This window comes from Streptococcus sp. 2018110 (genome assembly GCF_019754115.1).
Classification (GTDB): domain Bacteria; phylum Bacillota; class Bacilli; order Lactobacillales; family Streptococcaceae; genus Streptococcus; species Streptococcus hashimotonensis.
The window spans coordinates 14433-38969 of sequence record NZ_JAIJZO010000020.1; the positions used below are offsets into that span (position 1 = coordinate 14433).

Here is a 24537-nt window from a genome sequence, read left to right on the forward strand (position 1 = left end):
ACAACCTCAATATGCAAGTCTGAACTGTGCATATAGGCTCTAAGTTTAATTTACAACTTTCATTTTTTCACGTTAATACTTTCGGAAGATTGAGCTGAATTCTGAGCTAGAAACACCATTTTTCACCGAGAACTAATACTTGGACTACAATATAATATTTCTTAAAATCGCAATAAATCAAAGGCATCTTCAAGATTATCTACCAATCTATCTGCTTTTGACTGATCAATTCCATAATGCTGGTCTCGAATAGCCCAAACTGTCAAACCTGCTTTTTTAGCCGCTTCAATTCCCTTAGCACTATCTTCAAATACTAAAATATCCGATTTAGCTACTCCTGTTGCACTAGCTGCTTTCATATAAACTGCGGGATCTGGTTTTGGGGCCTCACAATCCATCGCTGAGAAAACATGACTAAAGTGAGAGCGTATACCAGCATCTAGTAGAGCACGTTCGATTTCTGAACGGTCGGTATTTGAAGCCAAAACTACAGGAATACCTTGGATAGTCAGTCTCTCCAATACCGCTTTAACTTCAGGAAAAATCCTCTCTGCATAAGGGGTTGGTCGCTTTTCTTTATACACACGATATTCTTCTTCCAAGGCAGGGACATCCCAGTTATCAGAATCATCCCCTAAAATCCGTTGCCAAATTTGACTAGCCCTTCCACCGACAAATATAGATGGATCCAAATGATCAACCGATAAACCTTTTGTCGCTAAAAAATTCACTCGACGTTGAAAATAGAATGTTTCTGTATCAAAAAGTACACCATCCATGTCGAAAATAATTGCTTTTACCATACTCGCCTCCTATTACTTTAATTGTAACACAGTTGAAAGAAAAAAATGTTTTTCTGAAATTTTCATGCTCACCTCTTGTTCGTTTTTCGATAAAATTCTTGGCAAGATTTGTCTGAACATACTGACAATTTCATATCATTCTGCTATAATAGAAAAAAATATCCAAGGAGATGAGAATGAAAGTTATTAAATTTGGGGGAAGCTCACTTGCTTCAGCTGGACAGTTAGAAAAAGTTTTCAATATTGTTCAATCTGATTCAGAACGTCGCTTTGTTGTTGTGTCTGCACCTGGAAAACGCAATGCTGAGGATACTAAAGTTACTGATGCGTTGATTAAATATTATAAAGAATATGTTAACGGAAAAGATGTGACTGCCAGTCAAGAATGGATCATCAACCGTTATCAAGCAATGGTTGACGAACTTGGTTTCACAGCTAACAGCATGAAGAAAATCGCAGACAGCATCATCTCTTTGGCCAGCCTACCAATTGATGATAATGAATTCCTTTACGACGCATTCTTAGCAGCTGGTGAAGATAATAATGCCAAATTGATTGCCGAATATTTTACCCACAGAGGATTGCCTGCACGCTATGTCCATCCTAAAAAAGCTGGTATTATCGTCAGCTCCGAACCAGGAAATGCTCGCATTTTGCCTTCAAGTTATGATAAAATCGAAGAGCTTCGTGATACAGATGAAGTACTCATTATCCCAGGATTCTTCGGTGTAACTGTTGATAACCAGATTTGTACCTTCTCAAGAGGTGGATCGGATATTACAGGTTCCATCATTGCTGCCGGGGTTAAGGCTGACCTCTATGAAAACTTTACAGATGTCGATGGTATTTTTGCTGCCCACCCTGGCATCATTAAAAATCCACATTCAATCAAAGAATTGACCTATCGTGAAATGCGAGAATTAGCTTATGCAGGTTTCTCCGTCCTCCACGATGAAGCCCTCCTTCCTGCCTATCGCGGGCGGATTCCATTGGTTATCAAAAACACCAATAACCCAACTCACCCTGGTACCCGAATTGTACACAAACATACCGAGCAAACAGTTCCTGTTGTCGGTATTGCTGCAGACGATGGTTTTGTCAGCATTAACTTGTCCAAATACTTGATGAACCGTGAAGTTGGTTTTGGTCGTAAGGTGTTGCAAATTCTCGAAGATCTCAATATTCGCTGGGAGCACATGCCGACCGGGATTGACGATTTATCCATCGTAGTCCGTGAGCGTGAATTGACTCCTATTAAGGAAGAAGAGATCCTTCGTCAACTCAATACGAAAATGGAAGTTGACAAGGCCGAAATCGAACATGGTTTATCTATTATCATGATTGTTGGTGAAAATATGAAGAGCCATGTCGGTGTAACAGCTACCGCTACCACCGCCCTCTCTAAACAAAACGTCAACTTGGCAATGATTTCACAGGGAGCCAGTGAAGTTTCTGTTATGTTCGTTGTCAAAACCGAAGAAAAGAAACGCGCTCTGCACGCTCTCTATGAAGCTTTTTTTAACGAGCAATAATCACCAACGAGGTCGATCATTTCCCTCTTCATACTCTTCGAAAATCAAAATCAGACGTTGTTGACTTGATTTGATAATTGTCAAGCTCCACTAGAGCTTGACAGCCTGCTACCATAAAATAAGAAAGTAGCTGGGTTATATCTGCTCTTGGAGAAACGAACTTCGTTCACTCTATCCCCAAGCTTCAAAGGTTTCCCAAACCTTTGAAGCTAGTCTGATTTTAATTTTCATCGAGTAGCAATTAAAATTTGAATCAACAAAAATAGCTTAGAATCAACGTTTCTGACGATGCAATTCTAAGCTATTTTTTAGGCTTTTTATACGAAAACTCAAAGCTAGTGTCAACATCTCAGCGCAGTGGTTGATTGGGTTTAACAGTCCAGTGGACTATTTTAGCCCAAGCCAACTGCTTGGAAGTGAGGGGAACTCTTTTTGACCTAGTCGAGTCTTTCCCACTCCCCTTACATCGAAGTAATAAAAGTCAACTAAATGACGATATTTGTATTATAGACAATATCTAGGTAATACTTCTCTAATATTTTACCCCTCTATTCTAGCGAAAGAGGCGTATTATCGTCACTTTTACTATCGCTGTTACTCAAAAATTCGAGGTAGGCGATCTGTCAAAAGACAAACCACCTCGTAATTTATGGTTCCGATGCGATCAGCCCACTCCTGAACAGAGATCGTTTTATCTCCATCTTGACCGATTAGGGTGACTTTTTGACCAAGTGGATAAGCATGAGGTAAGCGAATGGTGATCTGGTCCATCGAAATACGCCCTACAATTTCACAGGCCTGCCCATCAACTAGAACTGATAAGCCTTGTAAACTTCGTACGAGACCATCTGCATATCCTATCGGAACGGTCGCAATCCATTCTGAATCGGTGCTGTGATAAGTAGCTCCGTAGCCAATTGTTGTGCCAGCTTCAACCTGCTTTACATGAACAATTTCAGATACGAGAGATAAGGCTGATTGAACCTCAAACGGGAGTTCTAGTACTCGTCCACTCGGATTAAGTCCATAAAGAATGTTTCCCAAACGAACCAGGTTAAATACTGTATCAGCATGCCAAATGCTTGTTGCTGAATTGCTGGCATGAATCCAGCGCGGAGTAATTGGTAGAACATCCAAAAATTCTTTGAAAACAGACAGTTGACTCTCGAAGTGCGCCTGATCAACCTCATCCGCAGTAGCAAAATGAGTATAGACTCCTTCGATGTCATACTCTAATTCTTCAAGGATAGCAATCGCTTGTAGCAAATCGGCTAGTTTTCTAAAACCAATCCGCCCCATACCAGTATCTAGCTTAAGATGGACAGTTAGACCAGATAAATCAGCCTCTAAGGCTTTTGCATCTTGCAACCAGTCCAGACTGGCAACTGTCACACTGATATTGAGTTGATGAGCTACTGGTAAAAAACGTACAGGAACCACTCCTAAAATCAAGATAGGGTGCTCGATACCTGCTTTACGTAGCTCTAATGCTTCATCCAAATTCGAAACACAAAAACCAGCTGCTTGACTGGATAACTTTTTCGCTACCGCAACAGCTCCATGACCATAAGCATTCGCCTTAACAACAGCAAATGCTTCGGTCTTCGGAGGCAAATTGGTCATTACTTGCTCGAAATTTTCCGCAATCGCATCTAAGTTAACCCGAATTTGCGTGGGTCGATGTTCACTTTCAATCATCTTTCTCCTCCAAAATCACACTAGCTTGTACAAAATTTCCTGAATGGCTAATGCTGAGCCAAATATTCCCATCAAAGGGACTCTTCGTCACATAGGGAACTCCTTTGCTGGTATTCAGAATTTCAATATCATGAAATCCTATCTTACCAATACCTGTCCCCAAGGCCTTGGTCAGCGCTTCTTTGGCTGACCAACGTCCAGCTAAATATTCTAACTGACGGCGACCGGACAGACTTTGATACCGTTCAAATTCTTTCTCTGTGAGAATCTTTTTGGGAAACCCTTGGTGTTTGATTCTGGCACTTTCAATCGCCTCCATCTCCTGAAGGTCAATGCCATGTCCTACTATCATTAATCGGTCTCCTTTTGCATAGTCATTTCATTTATTAAAATAAACGAACTGACTCTAGTGACTTGTCTAAAAATTGCAAAAGGACTGGACAGCCGTCCAGTCCACGCGTCATTCCTATTTACGGCCGTGACAATTTTTAAATTTCTTGCCAGATTGGCATGGGCATGGATCGTTACGATCAACACCTTCAAAAGATACATTCTCCCGAATTGCATGCGATTGGTTCGGCATAATATTCTTAACAGCTGTCGTATGTGCTTCTTGACTTGTACGCTCACGCTCAATATTGTCATGAATTTGCGCCTTCATCATCAAGCGGGTTACTTCAAACTCGATAGCCCCAATCATATCGTTGAACATAGTAAATGCTTCTGATTGATACTCAACGATTGGATTGTTTTGAGCGTATCCACGAAGACTGACTGCATTGCGCAATTGATCCAAGGCATCAATATGGTCTGTCCATTTGTTATCCACAACACGAAGGATAAGAACTTTCTGGAATTCGCGTACACGTTCTTCATCGCGTAATTTTTTCACTTGCGAATCATAGACTCTCAAAGCACGTTCATAGAGCTCTTCGACAATCTCTTTCTGATTCATTGCTTCAAAAGTAGCTTTACTCAAGGTATCATCTTCAACGAGATTTGCATGCGCAAATTTGATAATGCCATCAATAGCTTCATCTTTCGAACCAAGGAAGTGACCAGCAACTTGGCGTTCAATCGTCCGTTTCATCATCGCTTTGATTTCAGGAGCCAAATCACGGTCAGCAGTAATAACATCCTGGCGTTGGCGATAGATGATTTCACGTTGCTCACGCATCACATCGTCATATTGAAGGACTTGTTTACGTGAGTCGTAGTTGTTCCCTTCCACACGCTTCTGAGCAGATTCAACTTGACGTGTCAACATTTTAGACTTGATAACAGACTCTTCTTCTGTTAGATTCATACGCTCCATAAATACTTTGATGCGTTCTGAACCAAAGCGTTTCATCAAGTCATCTTCGAGAGATAGATAGAATTGTGATTCACCTGGGTCACCTTGACGACCTGAACGTCCACGAAGCTGGTTATCAATACGACGACTTTCATGGCGCTCAGTACCAATAACACATAGCCCACCAAGTTCACGTACACCTGGACCTAACTTAATATCGGTACCGCGTCCCGCCATGTTGGTCGCAATAGTGACCGCACCACGCTGACCAGCATTCATAATAATCTGCGCTTCACGATAGTGGTTTTTAGCATTCAATACTTCGTGAGGGACACCTGCAGCTACCAATTTTTGAGAAATCAAATCAGAAGTTTCAACCGCAACTGTACCGACCAAGACAGGTTGCCCTTTCTCATAGCGTCTCTTCACATCCGCAATAACGGCATTGAATTTGTATTCTAGACTTGGATAGAGTAAATCTTCGTGGTCAACACGCGCGATTGGGCGGTTAGTTGGGATTGGTACAACACGGATGTTGTAGATTTCACGGAATTCTTCCTCTTCTGTTTTACCAGTACCCGTCATCCCTGATAATTTTTTATACATACGGAAAAGGTTTTGGTAGGTAATAGAGGCACTTGTCTTAGACTCGTTTTGAACCGGTACACCTTCCTTAGCTTCGATGGCTTGGTGAAGTCCATCAGAATAGCGACGACCTTCCATCGTACGACCTGTAAATGGATCGATAATCATAACCTCTTGGTCTTCATTGACCAGATAGTCAATATCATAGGTCATGATGTAGTTGGCACGAAGTGCATTATCCAAGAAATGGGTAATGGCTACATTTTCAATATCGTAGAGGTTATCTAACTTGAAGAATTTCTCTGCTTTGTCAATACCTGAATCAGACAGACCAATCGTTTTAGATGGAATGTCAATGATGTAATCTTCTGTTGTCAAAGATTTAACAAGATTATCTGCCAAGAAATACAACTGGTTTGTTTCAGAACCTTGTGCACCAGATACAATCAACGGCGTACGAGCTTCGTCAATCAAGATTGAGTCAACTTCATCGACCAAGGCGTAATTGAGAGGACGTTGAACCATGTCTTCTGCACGCACAACCATATTGTCTCGGAGGTAGTCAAAACCAATCTCTGAGTTGGTCGAATAAGTAATATCGCAGTTATAGGCCTCACGTTTTTCCAAGGGTGATTTAGCAGCTAAGTTGATACCAACTGATAGACCAAGCCATGAGTACAATTCACCCATCTCAGTCGCATCACGAGTAGAAAGATACTCGTTAACCGTCACTACGTGAACACCTTGACCAGACAAGGCATTCAAATAAACAGGCATCGTTGCAGTCAGAGTCTTACCTTCACCTGTACGCATTTCTGGAACGTCACCGTTGTGAAGAACGATTCCTCCCATAACCTGAACCTTGTAGGGATAGAGGCCCAATACGCGACGAGCTCCTTCACGGACTACCGCATATGCTTCGTACAAAAGATCGTCAAGGGATTCGCCGTTATTGTATCGCTCCTTAAATTCTGCTGTCTTAGCTTGCAACTGCTCATCAGTCAGCGCTTCCATTTCATCGGCATACGAGAAGACCTTGTCTGCCATTTTCTCAAGTTTTCTTAGCTCTCCCTTATCATTTTCAATGAGAGAACGAAGTACATTTGTTACCATATCATTCATCCTATTTCAATTTTAGTCAATAATATATTGTAGCAGAAAATTAGGCAATTTTCAAGGTTTGGCACTAGGATACACAGTATTCTTAGATAAAAACACAATAAAACAAACAAATCTGGAAAAATTTCTACACAGTAATATTATATTACCAAAAAGTGTATGGTTAAGATGCTAATTACTAAAATAAGTTCTAGGATACTACTCGCTCTTCCTAGTAAAAAATACTATTTTAAATTTAAAAAATATGCACTATTGCCCAAAAAATGTGAACGATTTGGCATTTTTTTCTTCTTACAAGTAGTATAATCTGATTGTACAAGTAAATATGTAAAAAGGAGAGGAAAATGTATACCAAGAAAATCGCTCTTAAACAACTAGCCATATCTAGTACTACAGTAGCCATAGTGAGTAGCCTATGGGGAAGCCAGCCTCCTATAGTTTACGCAAATGATGCATCGACGGTATCTGTTCAATATCACTATATTGCACAAGATGAACTAACAAGTTCAGAGAAGGATTCTGTCTTATCTAAGCTGAAAACTGTCTCACCTTCCAAAGAAACAGCGACGGAGAATCAGACAATCTATCTCATCTACAAGACCGAACCTAAAAAAATATTTGGGATTCTTCCAGCTACAGGGGAGACTGGGATCAATCTATTAACGATTGGAGGGGGACTTCTTCTAGTTCTAGGAATAAGTTTGGCCGGAAAAGGCAAAAAGAGAAGGATTATTTCATCCATCCTTCTTCTGACCGCCACTGGTTCTATTCTACCTATCCAGAGCATCCAGGCTCTAGAAAGCAATTTACTTGCAGGCTACAATCAGGTTCATCAGCTCAAAGTCGGAGACCAACTTCCTGATCCAAGTAACATAAAGCAGTATCAGTATGTAGGCTACGTCACTGACAAGGATATAGGTCCACAATCTACCGAGAATAAAGAGAGCTCTTCCACAACTGCATCATCTCAGCAACAAGATAGTACCGATAGCGCTATAAATAATGAAACCTTGCTCTTCAATCTAAAAAAATTAGATCCAACAAGCGACAACCAGCAACTAAAAAAGGCTGCCAACAATATGGGCGCAGACCACAAATTGGCCAGTAGTAAAATGGTCAGCCTTGTCCCCATGGCCGACAAAACCATTATTTCTGATATACAGGGAAGAGAGGAAAACATCAATACACTCCTAGCTCACTTTGAAGATGGCAGCACCTTATTTTTCCCACTCCAATATACAAAAAACAAAGATAAACATGCTTACTACCAAGTAGCGGATTGGGGAGTTACTTATTCACCTCTCCAAACATTACAGGACTACTCTGACATTCTAGACAAGGTAGTTCCAAGCCTACAAGCGGTTGAATTTCGTTCTGAAAATATGTATACTGCTCTCTCCATTACAGAAAATCAAGAGCAGCAAATGGACCGTCTATATCTAGAAGAACCATTTAACAAAGTTAAGACAAATATTCGTGACTATCTAAAAAAAGCGTTAATAAATGATGAGTCTGTTAAACTAGATGATCCAGAATCAGTCACACAAACCATTCGTACCATCGAAGAGAATAAAGAAATTATCTTACTCAGTTTAGCCTACCTCGATAGATGGTATGATATTGATTACGGAGAAATTAATAGCAAGGAATTAACAATGTTCCATACGGATTTCTTCGGAGGAGAAGCGGATTCACTAGATGCTCTCATAACTTTTGGACAAAATGACTACCAGAGTTACAGTCCGCAAAGAAGTTATTTTTCCTATGCAGAGAACTTTGCATCTGTCACAGACAAGGCTTCCCTGACTGATTTCCTTGAAGCCTATCGAGAAATCTTTTTACCTGAAATGTCTGATAACGATTGGTTCAAACAGACGACAGATGCCTTTATCGTAGAGACTAAATCTACCGTTCTGAGCGATGAAGACAACAGCAGACTAAATGTCTATGAGCGATTAAAAGCTCCTCAAATCCCTGAAGAAGTGATTACGCCTCGTATCCGCGATACCTATCCAAATATGTTACTCCCGCTATTAACAACGAGCGAGGACAATGTTTACATCATTTCAAACCTATCAAATCTCATCTTTAGTTCCTACGATCGTTACATTGATCAATCTCTAAAACTAAGCAATCCCGAAGTCTATCAGGCCGAACTCTCCAAAATAAAAGAACAAATCCTAGCAGATGCCGAGTTGTATCGTGCTCATTACGACATGTGGTACCGTATCCTGCCTGATTATCATAAGCATACCTTACTCTACTTCCAGCCAGTATGGGGAGGACACGGAAATTACGCCTACGACGCCTCTTCTTACGCTTGGAAAGGTGTTTGGTATTCCGATACAGGCAAGCTCACTCCTGAATTTGTTGAGAAAATGCAAAATGACGCTAGCGCTGAGACAACAGCTGCCATTCAAGAGGTTTTCGGTCCTTCTGGAACCTACTTCCTTCCTGAACTCACTTGGGCCGGTGCTTATGCTTGGAGACAGGAAGTCAACTTTGTCATCACCCCATTACTCGGAACAGATGGCGCCGTAACACTCACGCACGAGATGGTTCACGCATTTGATTATGATAAATTCTTACTCGGTCATAACCGAAGAGCTGGTATGCAACTTGAAGCATTTCCTGAAGGAATGTTACAAGCACCAGACCGCGTCGACTATCCAATCATCGGCTTTAATTCTCTATCTGATTATTCAGGTTATACTGGCACTCGCTACCACAATGTTAGTCCTGAACGCTTCCAAAATTCAACAGATTTACAACAATATATGCAGGGCTTATTCGATCTCATCTACACATTAGAATACGCTGAAGGTACAGCTATTTTAAAACAGGATAAAGACACTCAACGCCAATGGTTTCACAAGTTAGAAACGAAAGAAAAATTCATCCCAGGTGCGGAAGAGTATGGACCTTACGGAGTAAACCTTAAACGTGATTTCACAGATGAAGAATGGAATAGCATCGAGCTAAAAACTGTTGATGACCTTGTTGATAATGATGTGACCGTCCGTCGTGAATCTGCAAATCGCATTGAGCGAGACCCTGATAATCCTGAAGAGGTGATGAACAACGGCTATCACAAACTAAGTCTCTTTGCTCCTATCTGGGCTACCGCAACAACCGAGCGTGTTCCTGGTGATCTTTCTTTTCGACGTACAGCATTTGAACTTCTAGCTGAAAAAGGATATGAAAACGGCATGGTACCTTACATGTCTAACCAATACAAACAAGCAGATAGCGATGTCGTTCCTGATTCACTCATCTTTGCCAATATTCTCCCTGAATACAATGGCGATTATAAGACTTTCAAGAAAGCGATGTACCAAGAACGCGTCCAAAAACTTGCTTTCCTAAAACCTGTTACCATCAACTATGATGGGCAGGAGCTCACGGTAGCCAACTATGAGCAATTGCAAGAATTGATGGCTCAAGCTGTCCTAGCCGATATTGCTGCAGGTAATTTTACAACAGAAAATACGAAAGTTTCTGAATTAAAAGGATTGTTACACGATGCCTATCTAAAACTTACCGATGATTATAGAACTAGTATTTTTACAGAATAAGAAAAAAGTTAGGGATTATTTCTAGTCCCTAACTTTTTATATTACTTTTCTGATACCTGTTTTGCCAAAGCAAAGTTTCCAAGAGTTGCAGAACCATTTTCAGCAACAGCTGGCGTCACGATATATTCTTTGACATCTGGTGTTGGGAGATAATCGTTCATCAAACCGACAAACTTCTCACGTACACGATTAAGCATGTGCTCTTGAGCCATAACTCCTCCACCAAATACAATTACTTGTGGGCGATAAAGTAAGGTTGCCTGTACTGCTGCTTGGGCAATGTAGTAAGCCTGCACATCCCAAACGTCTGAATTTAACTCGATCAATTCACCACGAATACCTGTACGGCCTTCAAGAGAAGGACCTGCAGCTAAGCCTTCCAAACACCCATTGTGGAACGGACACATCCCTTTAAATTCATGTTTTACATCGTAAGGGTGTAGGGCAACGTAAGTATGACCCGCTTCGGTATGACCCAAGCCACCGATAAACTCACCATTCTGAATAGCACCTGCACCAATACCTGTACCGATTGTATAGTAAACTAAGCTCTTTACCCCTTTACGAACCAATGTTTCACCAAAAGCTGATGAATTCACATCTGTCGTGAAGTAGAATGGAATGTTAAATTCCTTAGCAATCAGACCAAGTAAATCAATATTTGACCAGTGTGGTTTTGGTGTCGAAGTGATATAACCATAAGTCTGTGAGTTTTGATCAATATCAATTGGACCGAAAGAACCAATCGCAATACCTGCCAAACGATCTTCATAGCGCTTGAAGAATTCAACCGTTCTCTCAATCGTTTCATAAGGAGTTGTCGTTGGAAATTGCGTTTTTTCAACAACTTGAAAGTTCTCATCGCCTACTGCACAAACAAACTTTGTACCACCAGCTTCTAAGCTACCATATAATTTTGTCATTTGATTGTCTCCAAAATTTTTATCACTTTTATTATAACATATAAGCAAACAGAAGAAAAAGGCTGAAAGCCTTTTTCCTGTTAATTATGTAGTAGAGTCGTGCTCTACAAATCGATTTTATATAAGATTACTTAGCTACTTTCAAGAACTCTACACCGTGAGCGATTGTTCCCTCTGCAAGTGGAGATACTTCTGCAAAATCAGCTGTGTTGGTCACGATGATCATGGTTGTATCATCAAGACCTGCTTCAGCAATCTTAGCTGCATCAAATTTAGCAATCGGAGTACCAGCTTTTACTTTATCGCCAGCTGCTACTAATTTTTCAAATCCGTTACCGTTCATTGATACAGTATCAATACCGATGTGAATTAAAAGTTCAGCACCAGACGCTGTTTTCAATCCGTAAGCATGACCTGTTTCAAAAGCAATTGTTACTTCTGCATCTGCTGGAGCGTAAACAACACCCTCAGATGGTTTAACAGCCAAACCTTTACCCATAGCTCCTGATGAGAAGACTGGGTCATTAACATTTTCAAGGGCAACAACATCACCTGAAAGTGGAGATACAAGAGTTTCTTCAGCTACAAGTCCTGTTTCTGCTTCTTCAAGCGTTTCAGCTGTTTCTTGTGCTGAAGCACTAGACTTTTTTACATCTTTCTCCTCATCTTCATAACCGAAGAGGTAAGTAAGAGCAAAACCAAGAGCAAATGATACAGCAACCATAAGGATGTATGGAAGAATTTGACCATTACCTGCGTAAAGTGTCAAACCTGGGATGATAGTAACACCCATACCTGTACCGGCAAGACCAAGAAGAGATGCTACAGCACCACCGATGGCACCAGCAACCAATGAAAGAAGGAATGGTTTGCGGAAACGCAAGTTAACACCGAAGATAGCTGGCTCAGTAATACCGAGGAAGGCAGAAAGAGCTGCTGGGAAAGCAAGAGCTTTCAATTTAGGATTTTTAGTTTTCACACCAACCGCTACTGTAGCAGCACCTTGTGCTGTCATAGCTGCAGTGATGATAGCGTTGAATGGGTTAGCACCAGTGTTTGCTACCAATTGAGCTTCCAAGAAGTTGAAGATATGGTGAACACCTGATACAACGATAACTTGGTGAACACCACCGATAAGGAGACCACCAAGACCCATTGGCAAGTTCAAGATAGCTTGTGTACCAGCCAAGATGTAGTTTTCAACCACGTGGAAGACTGGACCAATGACAAACAAGCCAAGAATAGACATTACAAACAAGGTCACGAATGGCGTTACCAAGAGGTCAAGAACTTCTGGAACAACCTTGCGGACAGCTTTTTCAAATTTAGCACCAATCAAACCGATGATGAAGGCTGGCAATACTGAACCTTGCAAACCTACAACTGGGATGAAACCGAAGAAGATAGTTGGTTTCACATCGCCACCTGATGCTACAACCCAAGCGTTTGGCAACTGACCCGCAATGAGCATCATACCAAGAACGATACCGATTGTTTGGTTACCACCGAATACACGGAAGGTCGACCATACTACCAAGGCTGGCAATACGATGAATGCTGTATCTGTCAAGATTTGTGAGTAAACGTTCAAATCTTCTGGAAGAGTATAACCAAGAGCTCCAAGAAGACCACGAAGACCCATGAAAAGACCAGTTGCTACGATAGCAGGAATGATTGGAACGAATACGTCACCGAAAGTACGGATAGCACGTTGGAAAGCATTGCCTTGTTTAGCAGCTTCAGCTTTTTGTTCACCAGTAGTCGCTGTTGGCAAACCAAGGGCAACCACTTCATCGTAGATTTTGTTTACTGTACCAGTACCAAAGATGATTTGGTATTGACCAGAGTTGAAGAAAGCACCTTGTACTTTTTCGATGTCTTCGACTGTATCCTTGTCGATTTTTCCTTCATCAACAACCATGACACGAAGGCGAGTCGCACAGTGGGCAACACTGCGTACGTTCTCACGTCCACCAAGGGCGTCAATGACTTTTTTTGCAATTTCTGTATTATTCATCTTGCAAAAATCTCCTTATTAAATATTTTTTTATTTTTTGAAAGTGTTTTCAAACTTTCGATGGTTTTATTATATCACTTTTATAAAATATGTCAAACGTTTATCACATTTTTTTTTGAATTTCTTAAAAACATTGTTAAAGCTTGATTTTTTACAAGAAAACGTTTACTATATTAATGAAAAACTAGAAAATTTGGAGAAAATTATGGCATTTACAACAGAGGAGCGTTACAGGGCTTATGCTGACTGGACACCCGAATATATTGAAAAAATAAAGAAGAATACAGAGAGTTCTCCTTGGAGGACAAATTTCCATATTGAAACACCACATGGACTGTTAAATGATCCAAATGGATTTTCTTATTTTAATGGAAAGTGGACGCTTTTTTACCAATACTTCCCATTCGGTGCTGCGCACGGATTAAAATCTTGGGTCCATACAGAGTCAACGGATTTGGTCCATTTTGAAGAAACTGGTACGGTTATGTACCCAGATACACCACTTGATAGCCACGGTGCCTACTCTGGATCTGCCATGGAATTTGGCGATAAGCTCTTCCTCTTCTATACTGGAAATGTCCGCGATGAAAATTGGGTTCGCCATCCATACCAAATCGGTGCCTTAATGGATAAAGATGGTAAGATTGAAAAGATTGATAAAGTCTTGATTGAGCAACCAGAAGATACCACGGACCATTTCCGTGATCCACAAATTTTCAACTATAAAGGGCAATATTACGCTATTGTCGGTGGACAAAATCTGGATAAAAAGGGAATTGTCAAACTTTATAAAGCTGAAAATAACGACTACCTCAACTGGTCCTATGTTGGTGACCTAGATTTTGCCAATGATATGACCGCTTATATGATGGAATGCCCAAATATAGCGTTCGTTGGTGAGCAACCCATCCTTCTCTACTGTCCACAAGGCTTGGACAAAGAGGTATTGGACTATGGCAATATCTATCCAAATATGTATAAGATTGGTCAGAGTTTCGATCCTCAGACAGCTACTATTGTAGAACCGAGCGAATTGATCAATCTGGACTATGGTTTTGAGTGCTATGCAACCCAGGCCTTTAATGCACCAGACGGTCGAACTCTATCTGTTAGCTGGTTGGCTCTTCCAGATGTGGAATACCCAACCGATGCTTATGACTACCAAGGCTGTCTGTCATTGGTTAAAGAATTAACCATCAAGGACGGTAAGCTCTACCAATATCCAGTCGATGCGATTACCAGTCTTCGTAAAGAAGCTCAGCCATTTTCAGCCCAAAAAGAAACCAATAATGTTTACGAATTAGAACTTGATTTTTCAGCGGGCATGAAGCATGAAATCGTATTGTTCGCAAATGAAGAAGAAAAAGGCTTGGTCTTGTCTGTAGACACTGAACAAGGCCGGATTACATTAGACCGTGGCAACTGTGGTCAGCCATTCGCACTCGATTTCGGTACAAGTCGCTCTTGCGAGATTTCTCCAGGAGCTCTTACAGCCAATATCTTCATCGACAAATCTGTCTTTGAAATCTTTATCAATAAAGGAGAGAAAGTATTTTCTGGTCGTGTCTTCCCTGATGCGGATCAGTCTGGTATCGTCATTACGACTGGTAATCCGACCGGAACCTACTACCATTTAGATTATGGTCGCAAAACTAACTGATGTCGCACAGTTAGCTGGGGTCAGCCCAACAACTGTCTCGCGCGTTATCAATAAAAAAGGATACCTATCTGAAAAAACCATTCGCAATGTCGAAGAGGCTATGCGTGAACTAGGCTACAAACCTAATAATTTAGCTCGTAGTTTACAAGGTAAATCCGCAAAATTAGTTGGTCTCATCTTCCCAACAATAAACAATATTTTTTATTCTGAATTGATTAGCCATTTAGAAAAAGAGCTTTTTGATCGAGGCTATAAAACCATTATTTGCAATAGCCAGCACGAGTCCGATAAGGAACGTGAGTATCTGGAAATGTTGGCAGCTAACCAAGTAGATGGGATTATCTCGGGCAGTCACAATCTCGGTATCCAAGACTACGACCGTGTCGTAGCTCCAATTATCGCTTTTGACCGCAACCTCTCTCCTTCCATTCCCATTGTCTCTTCCGATAATTTTGCTGGCGGGGTATTAGCTGCCCAAACCTTACAAAAAGCGGGATGTCACAACCCATTAATGATTACCGGAAACGATGATTCCAATTCACCTACCGGCCTTCGCCAAGTAGGTTTCACATCTATTTTGAACAAAGCCGAAGTTTTTCATATCTCCAGTGATTTCTCACCTGTGCGCAAGGAGATGGAAATCCGAGCCATTCTTGAAAAACAAAAACCAGATGGTATCTTTGTATCTGGCGATGCAACGGCTATGCTGGTATGGAACGTCATTCGTTCATTGAAACTGTCTATTCCAGAAGATATTAAATTGATTGGTTATGATGGAACAAGTTTCATCGAAAACTACTATCCTCAACTGACAACCATCAAGCAACCATTAACCGAAATAGCTCGCCTGCTGGTTGAACTATTAGTTGATAAAATCGAAGGAAAAAAACTGACAAAAACAGACTATATCCTGCCGATTAGCCTACTAGCAGGAGCTAGTATATAAAAAAAGCTGTACCTAATAAAAAAATTAGGTACAGCTTTTTTGTGATACATTCTCTTATTTCTCAAGTAAAAAGAAGCTCATCAGGCTTCTTCTTTAATAAACTGGCTCAAAACTCCATTGACAAACTTAGCTGAAGATTCATCAGAAAATTCTTTAGCCAATTCAATAGCCTCGTTAACAGCAACACGGTCTGGCGTTTCTTCGAAATGTAAGATTTCAAATAGGCCTAGTCGCATGATATTCTTGTCAATCAAGGTTAAACGGTCTAAGGTCCATCCTGCTTTTAATCGGCTAGACAACTCCTTATCCAAGTCATCACGATAGTCTGCGACACCATTGACAAGGTTAAGGAGAAAGAGCGGAATTTCAACTCCTTCTTGCTCTTCCTCTCTATCATAAAGATAAGAAAACTGAGCTGCCTGAACAGGTTCTTGACCAAATTCAAGTGATACGATTGCCTGCAAAGCGCACTTACGCAGGGCATGTCTGTTATTCTTCATCAAGGAAATCCTCTCCGAATAAATCTTTCAATGCTGGTTTTGGTGTTTTATCAGGAACAATGCCGCTGACATGGATATTAACCGCAGCCACTTGAACTTCTGCATAGTTGTAAACTGCTGTCTTGACTGCACGCTGAATGTCCATTGATACGGCAGGAACATTTACACCATATTCTAGATAGACGTAAATATCCGCAGTCACTCGACCTTCCTCGTCAGTTTCAAGATAAACACCTTTATTTAACGATGTTTTTGACCAACTGTCTGCTACACGCTTATTTTGAAGGGAATGTACTCCATCAACTTTCGCTGCAGCAATGCCTGTAATTACTTCAAGGACGCGAGGTGCGATAACAATCTCGCCTTGATATTCTGTTGTCATAGGCTCTCCTTTCTTAAGAGGAAACGATTAAGCACGTGATACGTAAGTTCCTTCAGCTGTGTTGATAACGAGTTTTTGACCTGCTTCGATAAAGTCTGGTACGTTGACTACAAGACCTGTTTCCATCGTAGCTGGTTTACCTGAACCTGTAACAGTCGCACCTTTGATAGATGGTTGTGTTTCTGCAACGACCAATTCAACAGTTGTTGGTACAGTAACACCGATCACTTCTGTTCCGTAGAACTGGATCTTCACATCGGAATTCTCCAAGATATAGAGCAATTCTTCTTTGATAGTCGCTACTGGAATTTCATACTGATCGTAAGTCTCAGTATTCATGAAATAAGCTGTGTCATCCATTTGGTAAAGGTACTGTGCTGGAACTGTTTCGATAATAGCTTGTTCAAATTTTTCATCTGGACGGTAAGTTGTATCGAAGGTTGAACCTGTACGTACATCACGCAATTTCATACGCATGATGGTGTTTCCTTTACCTGGTTTGTGGTGGCTTGCATCCAAAACTTTAATCAATTTACCTTCAGCTTCGAAGGTCATACCTGCTCTAAGTTTACTTGCTTCAATCATTGTATTGAATACCTCTTCAAATTTTATTTATTCGTTTTATTCTACCACAAACTGTCAAATTTCTCAAATGACAATCAATTCCTTGGGTGCTAATGTCAAGACTTCACAACCGTTTTCCGTAATCAATAGGTCATCTTCGATACGGACACCATATTTGTCATCCAAATAGATACCAGGCTCATCCGTCAAGACCATACCTGCCTTGATAGTCTCGTCAGATTTTCCAAAATACGGATATTCATGAATATCCAAGCCGATACCGTGACCGATGCCGTGTGTAAAGTTGGCTCCGTAACCCGCCGCATTGATAATCTCACGAGGAATAGCATCAAACTCGCGGTAGGTGACGCCTTCTTTGGCCTGCTCAATTAAAGCCTTATTGGCACGCAAGACCACATCGTAAATCTCACGCTCTTGATCAGTCACATGACCGATATGGATGGTCCGTGTCATATCGCTGACATAATGCTGGTAATAGCAACCAAAATCCAGCGTCAAGGTCTCACCCGTTTGGATAACCTTTTCAGACGCTCTTCCATGAGGCATAGCAGAGCGGTAGCCAGATGCCACGATGAACTCAAATGATGCCCCTTCTGCACCGAGTTGACGCATGCGGTGGTCAAGGAAATGATTGACGTCCATCTCAGTCGTCTGACCTGGTTTGATAAAGTCAAGAACATCAATAAAAGCCTGATCCGAAATTTGACATGCACGGCGAATGGTCGCAATTTCTTTCTCATCCTTAATCATGCGCAAGTCTTCGATAAAGTTTGACATAGCAACTAGTTGATAACCTTCAAAAATGCTGGTCAGACTTTGATAGAAACCATAGGTCACCTCGCTATCAAAACCAATGGTTTCAAGTCCATCTTCCTTAATCACCTTTGCAATTTCTTCAAGGGCAAAACGGCTCTCGATAATATCAAAACCTTTTACTGATGCCTTGGCTATCAAGGTATAACGCGAATCAGTCACAAACAAGCGACGCTTGCCACTGATGAAGACAGTCGCCTCTGTCCCCCAAAAACCAGTTAGGTAGTAAATATTGTTTTGACCAGTCACCAAGATTCCATCAACAGTTGATTGAGCTAATTTTGCTTCGAATTTTTCAAGTCTTTTTTGCATCCTACACCTCCAATGATTTTTTAACTATTATAGCAGAAAATTATCAATAAGAAAAACTACTGCCAAAAGACAGTAGTCCTATTTTTAACGAGAACGCAGCTCAACAGGCTCCAAGAATATGAGTTGTCCTAGCTTAGCTACACCAGTAATTCTAGCTTTGATATGAAGGTTCTGACCCAACTGAACTGAATCTGTATCATCTACGAGTTTTAAATCATAGAAGTTAACATTTTCAAATTTCATTGGTACTCCAAAATAATTAGAGGTGTTTTCATCAACCCAATCTCCACCTTCAATCAAATAATCAAAGCGAGTATCGTAACTTCCGTGAGGCATAACATGAGCGACATGTCCATCAAATTCGACAATTACCCCCTTATATTTCTCAAAAAATTCCTTGGCCTTTGCTTCATCGGGATTAGATAAAATATAGGCAAAATCTGGATTATCTGGCGTGATTACCTGTGTTTGTTGCTCTGTCTGACTAGTGCTTGTTTCAGTACTTACTTCTTGCTCAGAACTAGAAGATGAACTTTCTAAGCTAGAACTACTCTCTTCACTACTACTTTCCTCAGAATTATTATAGTCTTTAAAAGTATGATAATGAATGGTTATAGGCGTATCCTTTTCAAACAAGTCTCCCTCCGAAAAACTATCCGTCCCCTTTACTGTAATCTTTTCAATCTCCCCATCCTTCGTAAAAATTCCAAAGGTTAAATCTTCAATTTTCTGTGTTGATACATTTTCAAAGCCGGCATCCTCTAATTGTTTTTGAACGGACTGGTAGTCTGCTTCTTCAGGACTTGAACCCACTGGAATTGCAATTTTATTTGTATCTGTTGTTTCGCTACTGCTACCACAGGCTACTAAACAAATACTTACAAAACAGCCTAGACATAAAAATACGAATTTCTTAAACATATGTGCTCCTTTATCTATTGTTAGATATATTTTACTATACACTATTTATTTTTGCAATACATTTAGTAATACAATTTGCAATATTTCATATTGATTTATTTCGCTATACACTTGTTACAAGGAGCAAATAAATGGCATTTAAATTAAAATCAGATAAAAAAGAAACAGAAATCAAAACCATTCGATTTCCGTCAGAGTTGGTAGATAGAATCGAGGAAGCAATCGTAAGAAAGGATGTAAGCTTCTCCAGTTTTGTCATTCAGGCCTGTGACTATGCCTTGAATAATATGGATAAAGAGCAGTAAAAAAGAGCCGACGGCTCTTTTTTACTTACTTCAATTTCATTTTCAGATACTGTCCTGTAAAGCTGGCTGAGTTATCCGCCACTTCTTCTGGTGTTCCTGTCGCGACAACGGTACCGCCACCGACACCGCCTTCTGGTCCCATATCGATAATATGGTCTGCTGTCTTGATGACATCCAGATTGTGCTCGATGACAAGGACAGTGTTGCCGTCATCGACAAAGCGGGCCAAGACCTTGAGCAACTGGGCAATATCCTCAGTATGTAGGCCAGTCGTTGGCTCGTCCAAGATATAGAGGGACTTACCAGTCGACCGCTTGTGGAGTTCAGAAGCCAATTTCATCCGCTGGGCCTCCCCACCTGACAGGGTTGTTGCAGGTTGTCCAAGAGTAACATAACCCAAGCCCACATCTTGAATGGTGCGGAGCTTGCGTTCGATTTTTGGAATGTGTTTGAAGAACTCGACCGCATCATTGACCGTCATATCAAGGACCTGAGCAATATTTTTCTCCTTGTAGTGTACTTCCAAGGTTTCAGAATTATAGCGTTGACCATGGCAGACTTCACATGGGACAAATACGTCTGGAAGGAAGTGCATTTCGATCTTGATGATTCCGTCACCAGAACAAGCTTCACAACGACCACCTTTGACGTTAAAGGAGAAGCGTCCCTTCTTGTAGCCACGGATTTTGGCTTCATTGGTCTGGGCAAAGAGGTCTCGAATATCGTCAAAGACACCTGTGTAAGTGGCTGGGTTGGAACGCGGTGTCCGTCCAATCGGGCTTTGGTCAATATCAATCAGGCGGTCCAAGTGTTCAATTCCTGAAATGGTTTTGAACTTGCCTGGCTTGTCCGAATTGCGATTGAGCTTCTGAGCAATGGCTTTTTTCAAAATGGAGTTGACCAGAGTTGACTTACCAGAGCCAGATACCCCTGTCACCGCAACAAATTTTCCGAGTGGGAAACGAACCGTTACATCTTGCAGGTTGTTTTCCTTGGCACCTGTTACCTCCAGGAAACGACCATTTCCGACACGGCGGTCTAGAGGAACAGGAATTTCACGTTTGCCAGACAGGTACTGGCCTGTAATGGATTTCTTGTTTTTAGCTACTTGGGCAGGTGTTCCAGAAGCCACAATTTCTCCACCGAAGACACCCGCACCTGGGCCAATGTCAATCAACCAGTCCGCCTCACGCATGGTATCCTCATCATGCTCCACCACAATCAAGGTATTGCCCAAATCACGCATTTTCTTAAGACTGGCAATCAGGCGGTCATTGTCCCGCTGGTGCAAACCAATCGATGGCTCATCCAAGATGTAAAGAACACCAGACAGGTTAGAGCCAATCTGAGTCGCCAGACGAATCCGCTGACTCTCACCACCAGAAAGGGTTCCTGCAGCTCGTGAAAGGGTCAGATAGTTGAGACCAACGTTATTGAGGAAGGACAGGCGGTCCTTGATTTCCTTGACAATCGGTGTCGCAATGGTTGCTTCATTTTCAGACAAGGTCAGATTTTCAATGACTTCCAGATGATCCGCCACGGACAAGTCAGACAGCTGCCCGATATGAAGTCCCTGCTCGCCACCAACTTTAACAGAAAGAGCTTGGTCATTGAGACGATAGCCGTGGCAGGTCCCACAGGTCAACTCATTCATGTAAGTCTTCATGACTGTCCGTGTGTAATCACTATTGGTTTCACGGTAGCGGCGGTTAATGTTGGTAATCAAGCCCTCGAATGGAATATCGATGTCTCGGACCCCACCGAACTCATTTTCATAATGGAAATGGAATTCTTTTCCGTCAGAACCGTTGAAAATCAGGTTCTTCTCCTCTTCTGTCAATTCCTCGAAAGGCTTGTCCATGTCCACACCAAAGTGGTTCATAGCTTGCTCCAACATCTGAGGGTAGTAGTTGGAAGAGATTGGATTCCAAGGAGCCAAAGCACCCTCACGCAAGGTCTTGCTGGCATCAGGGACAATCAAATCTGTATCCACTTCCAGCTTCATGCCCAAACCGTCACAGTCGCTACAAGACCCAAAAGGAGCATTAAAAGAGAAGAGGCGAGGCTCCAACTCGGGCACCGTAAAGCCACAAACTGGACAGGCATAGTACTCAGAGAAAAGCAATTCCTTCTCATCCATGGTATCGATGATGACATAACCGTCCGCAATCCGCAAGGCCGCCTCAATGGAGTCAAAAAGCCGCGAGCGAATGCCTTCTTTGATGACAATCCGATCGACCACGACCTCAATGTTGTGAGCCTTGCTCTTGGACAACTCAGGCACTTCTGACACATCATAGACATCGCCATTGACACGGACCCGAACGTAGCCGTCCTTCTGCACCTTTTCAAATATGGTCTTGTGCTGCCCCTTTTTCTTACGAACAATCGGAGCTAAAATCTGCAAACGCTGGCGTTCTGGCAATTCCAAGACCTCATCAACGATTTGTTCCACCGAAGAAGCCGCAATTGCACCATGACCATTGATACAGTAAGGTACCCCGACCCGAGCATAAAGCAGGCGGAGATAGTCATTGATTTCCGTTGCCGTTCCAACCGTCGAACGCGGGTTACGCGAGGTTGTTTTTTGGTCTATGGAAATAGCAGGGCTGAGCCCCTCTATGGAATCCACATCCGGTTTGTCCATGTTGCCCAAGAACTGACGAGCATAGGCAGACAAAGACTCTACATAACGGCGTTGACCTTCGGCATACAAGGTATCAAAAGCCAAACTCGACTTACCAGACCCCGACAAACCAGTCACCACCACCAACTTCTCACGCGGAATGGTCACATCAATATTTTTTAAATTATGGGCACGCGCCCCATGAATCACAATATTTTCTTGCATAACATGATATAAGTGCGTTAAGAAAGCGAGAAGAAAATAGGAAAATGTGACGTCACATCAGTGACAAAACATTTTGTCTTTTTCTCGACGCTTTTAGCACGCATTCGAATCCTTTCTAAGATATAAAGAGCGTCAAATGCACAGTCAAAATAGGAAACTGACGATGTGTCTGAAAGACACAAGGAAGTTTATCTTTTTGACACCGCATTTAGCCCGTGTTCATTTCCTTTCTAAGATACAAAGCCCGTAAAACGCACGGTGAAAAGAGGCGGTAAGTCCGAAATCTGTGATTTCGAAGACGCACCCCCGTCAAGACAACTAGTGCTTTCACAGTTCGAAAACCGAAGAAAGCACAGATGTCTACGACGCAGAAGCCGGTCTCCATGCTGAAACATGAGGCAACTAGTACTTTTTCACACAGCGTTTAGGGCGTGTTCAATTCCTTTCTAATATAAGTGCGTTCACAAGATAACTGGTGACGGTCGATTAACTCCGCGACACCAGACGAAACTGCCTATGGGCAATTCCTATATCTTGTATTAGCTCGATTTTCAAAAAATATCGTTTTGAAAATCTCACGTCAAGAAACCGTATAAAACTCGACGCTTTTAGCACGCATTCAATTCCTTTCTAAAGATACAGAGGGCGTTGTAACAGTCTGGGAGACTGTTACAATCGGGAAATAGGGAAATAGGGAAAACACAGTTTTCCTCATTACACCAACATCATTAGCCCGTGTTCAATTCCTTTCTAAATTATAAGTGCGTTCACAAGATAACTGGTAACGGTCGATTAACTCCGCGACACCAGACGAAACTGCCTATGGCAATTTCTATATCTTGTATTGGCTCGATTTTCAAAAAATATCGTTTTGAAAATCTCACGTCAAGAAACCGTATAAAACTCGACGCTTTTAGCACGCGTTCAAATCCTTTCTTAAGAGGCTATAAGCTATGGTATACGGAACAAGGAAAAGTCCGTACAACTTATTCGCTTAAATGTCTACATATTATATCACAAAATGAAAAAAGGCTCTATTAAAGGTTTTTAAGCATGTCTCCCCGACTATTCCCCGACCTCTGGACAAGGTCTTTTTTATACGCATGTTTACATAATTTTTACACCTTCAAAAATTTTAAAAAGGGAATTTTTTGCACGGAAGAGGGCGGCGGCGTTGATTCCCGAATAACCCCACCCCCGTTCAAAAAAGATGGGGGTATTTTCCTAATTTTCGCCCACCCCCTACCGTGTTATCGTTTGCTAGCGTTATTTTAGCTTTACAGTTATTGTCAAGTTTTACCTGCTTTTACCGCTACTCCAACACCATCAAACGCTTGATTTTACAGCGTTATCCGAACGTTTACAAGCGAATGTTTTAGAATGTATCTACCATTAAAGCGAAAAAAACGAAAGAAAAAAATCGTGATCCAAAATCAAAATCATTGCGCTGCTATCAAAAAAATAAACCTATCCAGATAATGGATAGGTTTTGAAAACCTTGATTTTATGCGGTTTCTGAGCGATTCCCCAAATTTCAAGTTGAAGTTAGCCACCCAAAAGAAATTCACTTGGCGACTTGTAGTCCAAGCATTTTTTAGGGTAGTTGTTAATCCAATTTTCGATAAAAGCGACTTCTTTCGGAGTCGTTTTCTTGGTTCCTTTAGGTAACCATCTCCGAATTAATCGATTATGATTTTCATTTGAACCTCTCTCCCA

The 24537-nt window shown here is 41.5% G+C and carries 18 protein-coding genes; 5 read left to right on the top strand and 13 right to left on the bottom strand.

Features of this window, described 5'->3' with window-relative positions; translation table 11 throughout:
• Positions 1 to 161: 161 nt before the first annotated feature.
• Complete coding sequence (locus tag K5Q34_RS10085) at positions 162 to 803, bottom strand: HAD family phosphatase (RefSeq protein WP_221864942.1); 642 nt, start codon at positions 801 to 803, stop codon at positions 162 to 164.
• 176 nt (positions 804 to 979) lie between these two features.
• Between K5Q34_RS10085 and K5Q34_RS10090 the strand changes: the two genes are divergently transcribed.
• Positions 980 to 2335, top strand: a complete 1356-nt coding sequence (locus K5Q34_RS10090; RefSeq protein ID WP_002942489.1) for an aspartate kinase — start codon at positions 980 to 982, stop codon at positions 2333 to 2335.
• A gap of 594 nt (positions 2336 to 2929) precedes the next feature.
• On the opposite strand, the gene alr is transcribed toward K5Q34_RS10090, so the two are convergent.
• The 3 genes from alr to secA all read right to left on the bottom strand — a co-directional run bounded on the left by alr (position 2930) and on the right by secA (position 7025).
• On the bottom strand, positions 2930 to 4033 hold the full coding sequence (alr, locus tag K5Q34_RS10095; RefSeq protein ID WP_221864943.1) for an alanine racemase: 1104 nt from the start codon (positions 4031 to 4033) through the stop codon (positions 2930 to 2932).
• Positions 4026 to 4385, bottom strand: a complete 360-nt coding sequence (gene acpS / locus K5Q34_RS10100; protein ID WP_012027718.1) for a holo-ACP synthase — start codon at positions 4383 to 4385, stop codon at positions 4026 to 4028. The genes alr and acpS overlap by 8 nt, the downstream gene beginning before the upstream one ends.
• 114 nt (positions 4386 to 4499) lie before the next feature.
• Complete coding sequence (gene secA, locus K5Q34_RS10105) at positions 4500 to 7025, bottom strand: preprotein translocase subunit SecA (RefSeq protein ID WP_221864944.1); 2526 nt, start codon at positions 7023 to 7025, stop codon at positions 4500 to 4502.
• Between the two features lie 350 nt (positions 7026 to 7375).
• Here secA and K5Q34_RS10110 point away from each other — a divergent pair, with 350 nt between their 5' ends.
• Positions 7376 to 10606 carry a ZmpA/ZmpB/ZmpC family metallo-endopeptidase gene (locus K5Q34_RS10110; RefSeq protein ID WP_221864945.1) on the top strand — a complete coding sequence of 1077 codons (3231 nt, stop codon included), beginning with the start codon at positions 7376 to 7378 and terminating at the stop codon, positions 10604 to 10606.
• Between the two features lie 41 nt (positions 10607 to 10647).
• On the opposite strand, the gene scrK is transcribed toward K5Q34_RS10110, so the two are convergent.
• Both scrK and K5Q34_RS10120 read right to left on the bottom strand, forming a co-directional pair.
• On the bottom strand, positions 10648 to 11529 hold the full coding sequence (scrK, locus tag K5Q34_RS10115) for a fructokinase ScrK (RefSeq protein ID WP_024401092.1): 882 nt from the start codon (positions 11527 to 11529) through the stop codon (positions 10648 to 10650).
• Positions 11530 to 11656: 127 nt separating this feature from the next.
• A complete protein-coding gene (locus K5Q34_RS10120; protein ID WP_221864946.1) occupies positions 11657 to 13546 on the bottom strand; it encodes a sucrose-specific PTS transporter subunit IIBC in 1890 nt (629 codons plus the stop codon).
• A 205-nt stretch (positions 13547 to 13751) separates the two neighbouring features.
• Between K5Q34_RS10120 and K5Q34_RS10125 the strand changes: the two genes are divergently transcribed.
• Together K5Q34_RS10125 and K5Q34_RS10130 are read left to right on the top strand one after the other, a co-directional pair.
• Positions 13752 to 15206 carry a sucrose-6-phosphate hydrolase gene (locus tag K5Q34_RS10125; RefSeq protein WP_221864947.1) on the top strand — a complete coding sequence of 485 codons (1455 nt, stop codon included), beginning with the start codon at positions 13752 to 13754 and terminating at the stop codon, positions 15204 to 15206.
• Positions 15187 to 16152 carry a LacI family DNA-binding transcriptional regulator gene (locus tag K5Q34_RS10130; RefSeq protein WP_002942449.1) on the top strand — a complete coding sequence of 322 codons (966 nt, stop codon included), beginning with the start codon at positions 15187 to 15189 and terminating at the stop codon, positions 16150 to 16152. The genes K5Q34_RS10125 and K5Q34_RS10130 overlap by 20 nt, the downstream gene beginning before the upstream one ends.
• A gap of 80 nt (positions 16153 to 16232) precedes the next feature.
• On the opposite strand, the gene nusB is transcribed toward K5Q34_RS10130, so the two are convergent.
• From nusB to K5Q34_RS10155, 5 genes are all read right to left on the bottom strand, one after another.
• Positions 16233 to 16652, bottom strand: a complete 420-nt coding sequence (nusB, locus tag K5Q34_RS10135) for a transcription antitermination factor NusB (RefSeq protein ID WP_002938276.1) — start codon at positions 16650 to 16652, stop codon at positions 16233 to 16235.
• Positions 16642 to 17034: an Asp23/Gls24 family envelope stress response protein gene (locus K5Q34_RS10140; protein ID WP_002942446.1), complete on the bottom strand. Its 393-nt coding sequence runs from the start codon at positions 17032 to 17034 to the stop codon at positions 16642 to 16644. Before K5Q34_RS10140 ends, nusB begins: the two co-directional genes overlap by 11 nt.
• Positions 17035 to 17061: 27 nt before the next feature.
• Positions 17062 to 17619 carry an elongation factor P gene (gene efp / locus K5Q34_RS10145; protein WP_002942436.1) on the bottom strand — a complete coding sequence of 186 codons (558 nt, stop codon included), beginning with the start codon at positions 17617 to 17619 and terminating at the stop codon, positions 17062 to 17064.
• A gap of 63 nt (positions 17620 to 17682) precedes the next feature.
• Positions 17683 to 18744, bottom strand: coding sequence for a Xaa-Pro peptidase family protein (locus K5Q34_RS10150; protein ID WP_105134660.1), 1062 nt, complete (start codon positions 18742 to 18744; stop codon positions 17683 to 17685).
• 84 nt (positions 18745 to 18828) lie between these two features.
• Positions 18829 to 19665 (bottom strand): DUF4839 domain-containing protein, encoded by an 837-nt coding sequence (locus K5Q34_RS10155; protein ID WP_221864948.1) that lies wholly within the window; start codon positions 19663 to 19665, stop codon positions 18829 to 18831.
• Positions 19666 to 19796: 131 nt separating this feature from the next.
• On the opposite strand from K5Q34_RS10155, the gene K5Q34_RS10160 reads away from it, so the two are divergent.
• Positions 19797 to 19970: a YlcI/YnfO family protein gene (locus K5Q34_RS10160; protein WP_162841172.1), complete on the top strand. Its 174-nt coding sequence runs from the start codon at positions 19797 to 19799 to the stop codon at positions 19968 to 19970.
• 25 nt (positions 19971 to 19995) lie between these two features.
• Here K5Q34_RS10160 and uvrA read toward each other — a convergent pair whose 3' ends face one another.
• Positions 19996 to 22821, bottom strand: a complete 2826-nt coding sequence (gene uvrA, locus K5Q34_RS10165) for an excinuclease ABC subunit UvrA (RefSeq protein ID WP_221864949.1) — start codon at positions 22819 to 22821, stop codon at positions 19996 to 19998.
• A gap of 1545 nt (positions 22822 to 24366) precedes the next feature.
• On the bottom strand, positions 24367 to 24537 hold a 171-nt coding region (locus tag K5Q34_RS10170; protein ID WP_367303171.1), incomplete at its 5' end, for a transposase.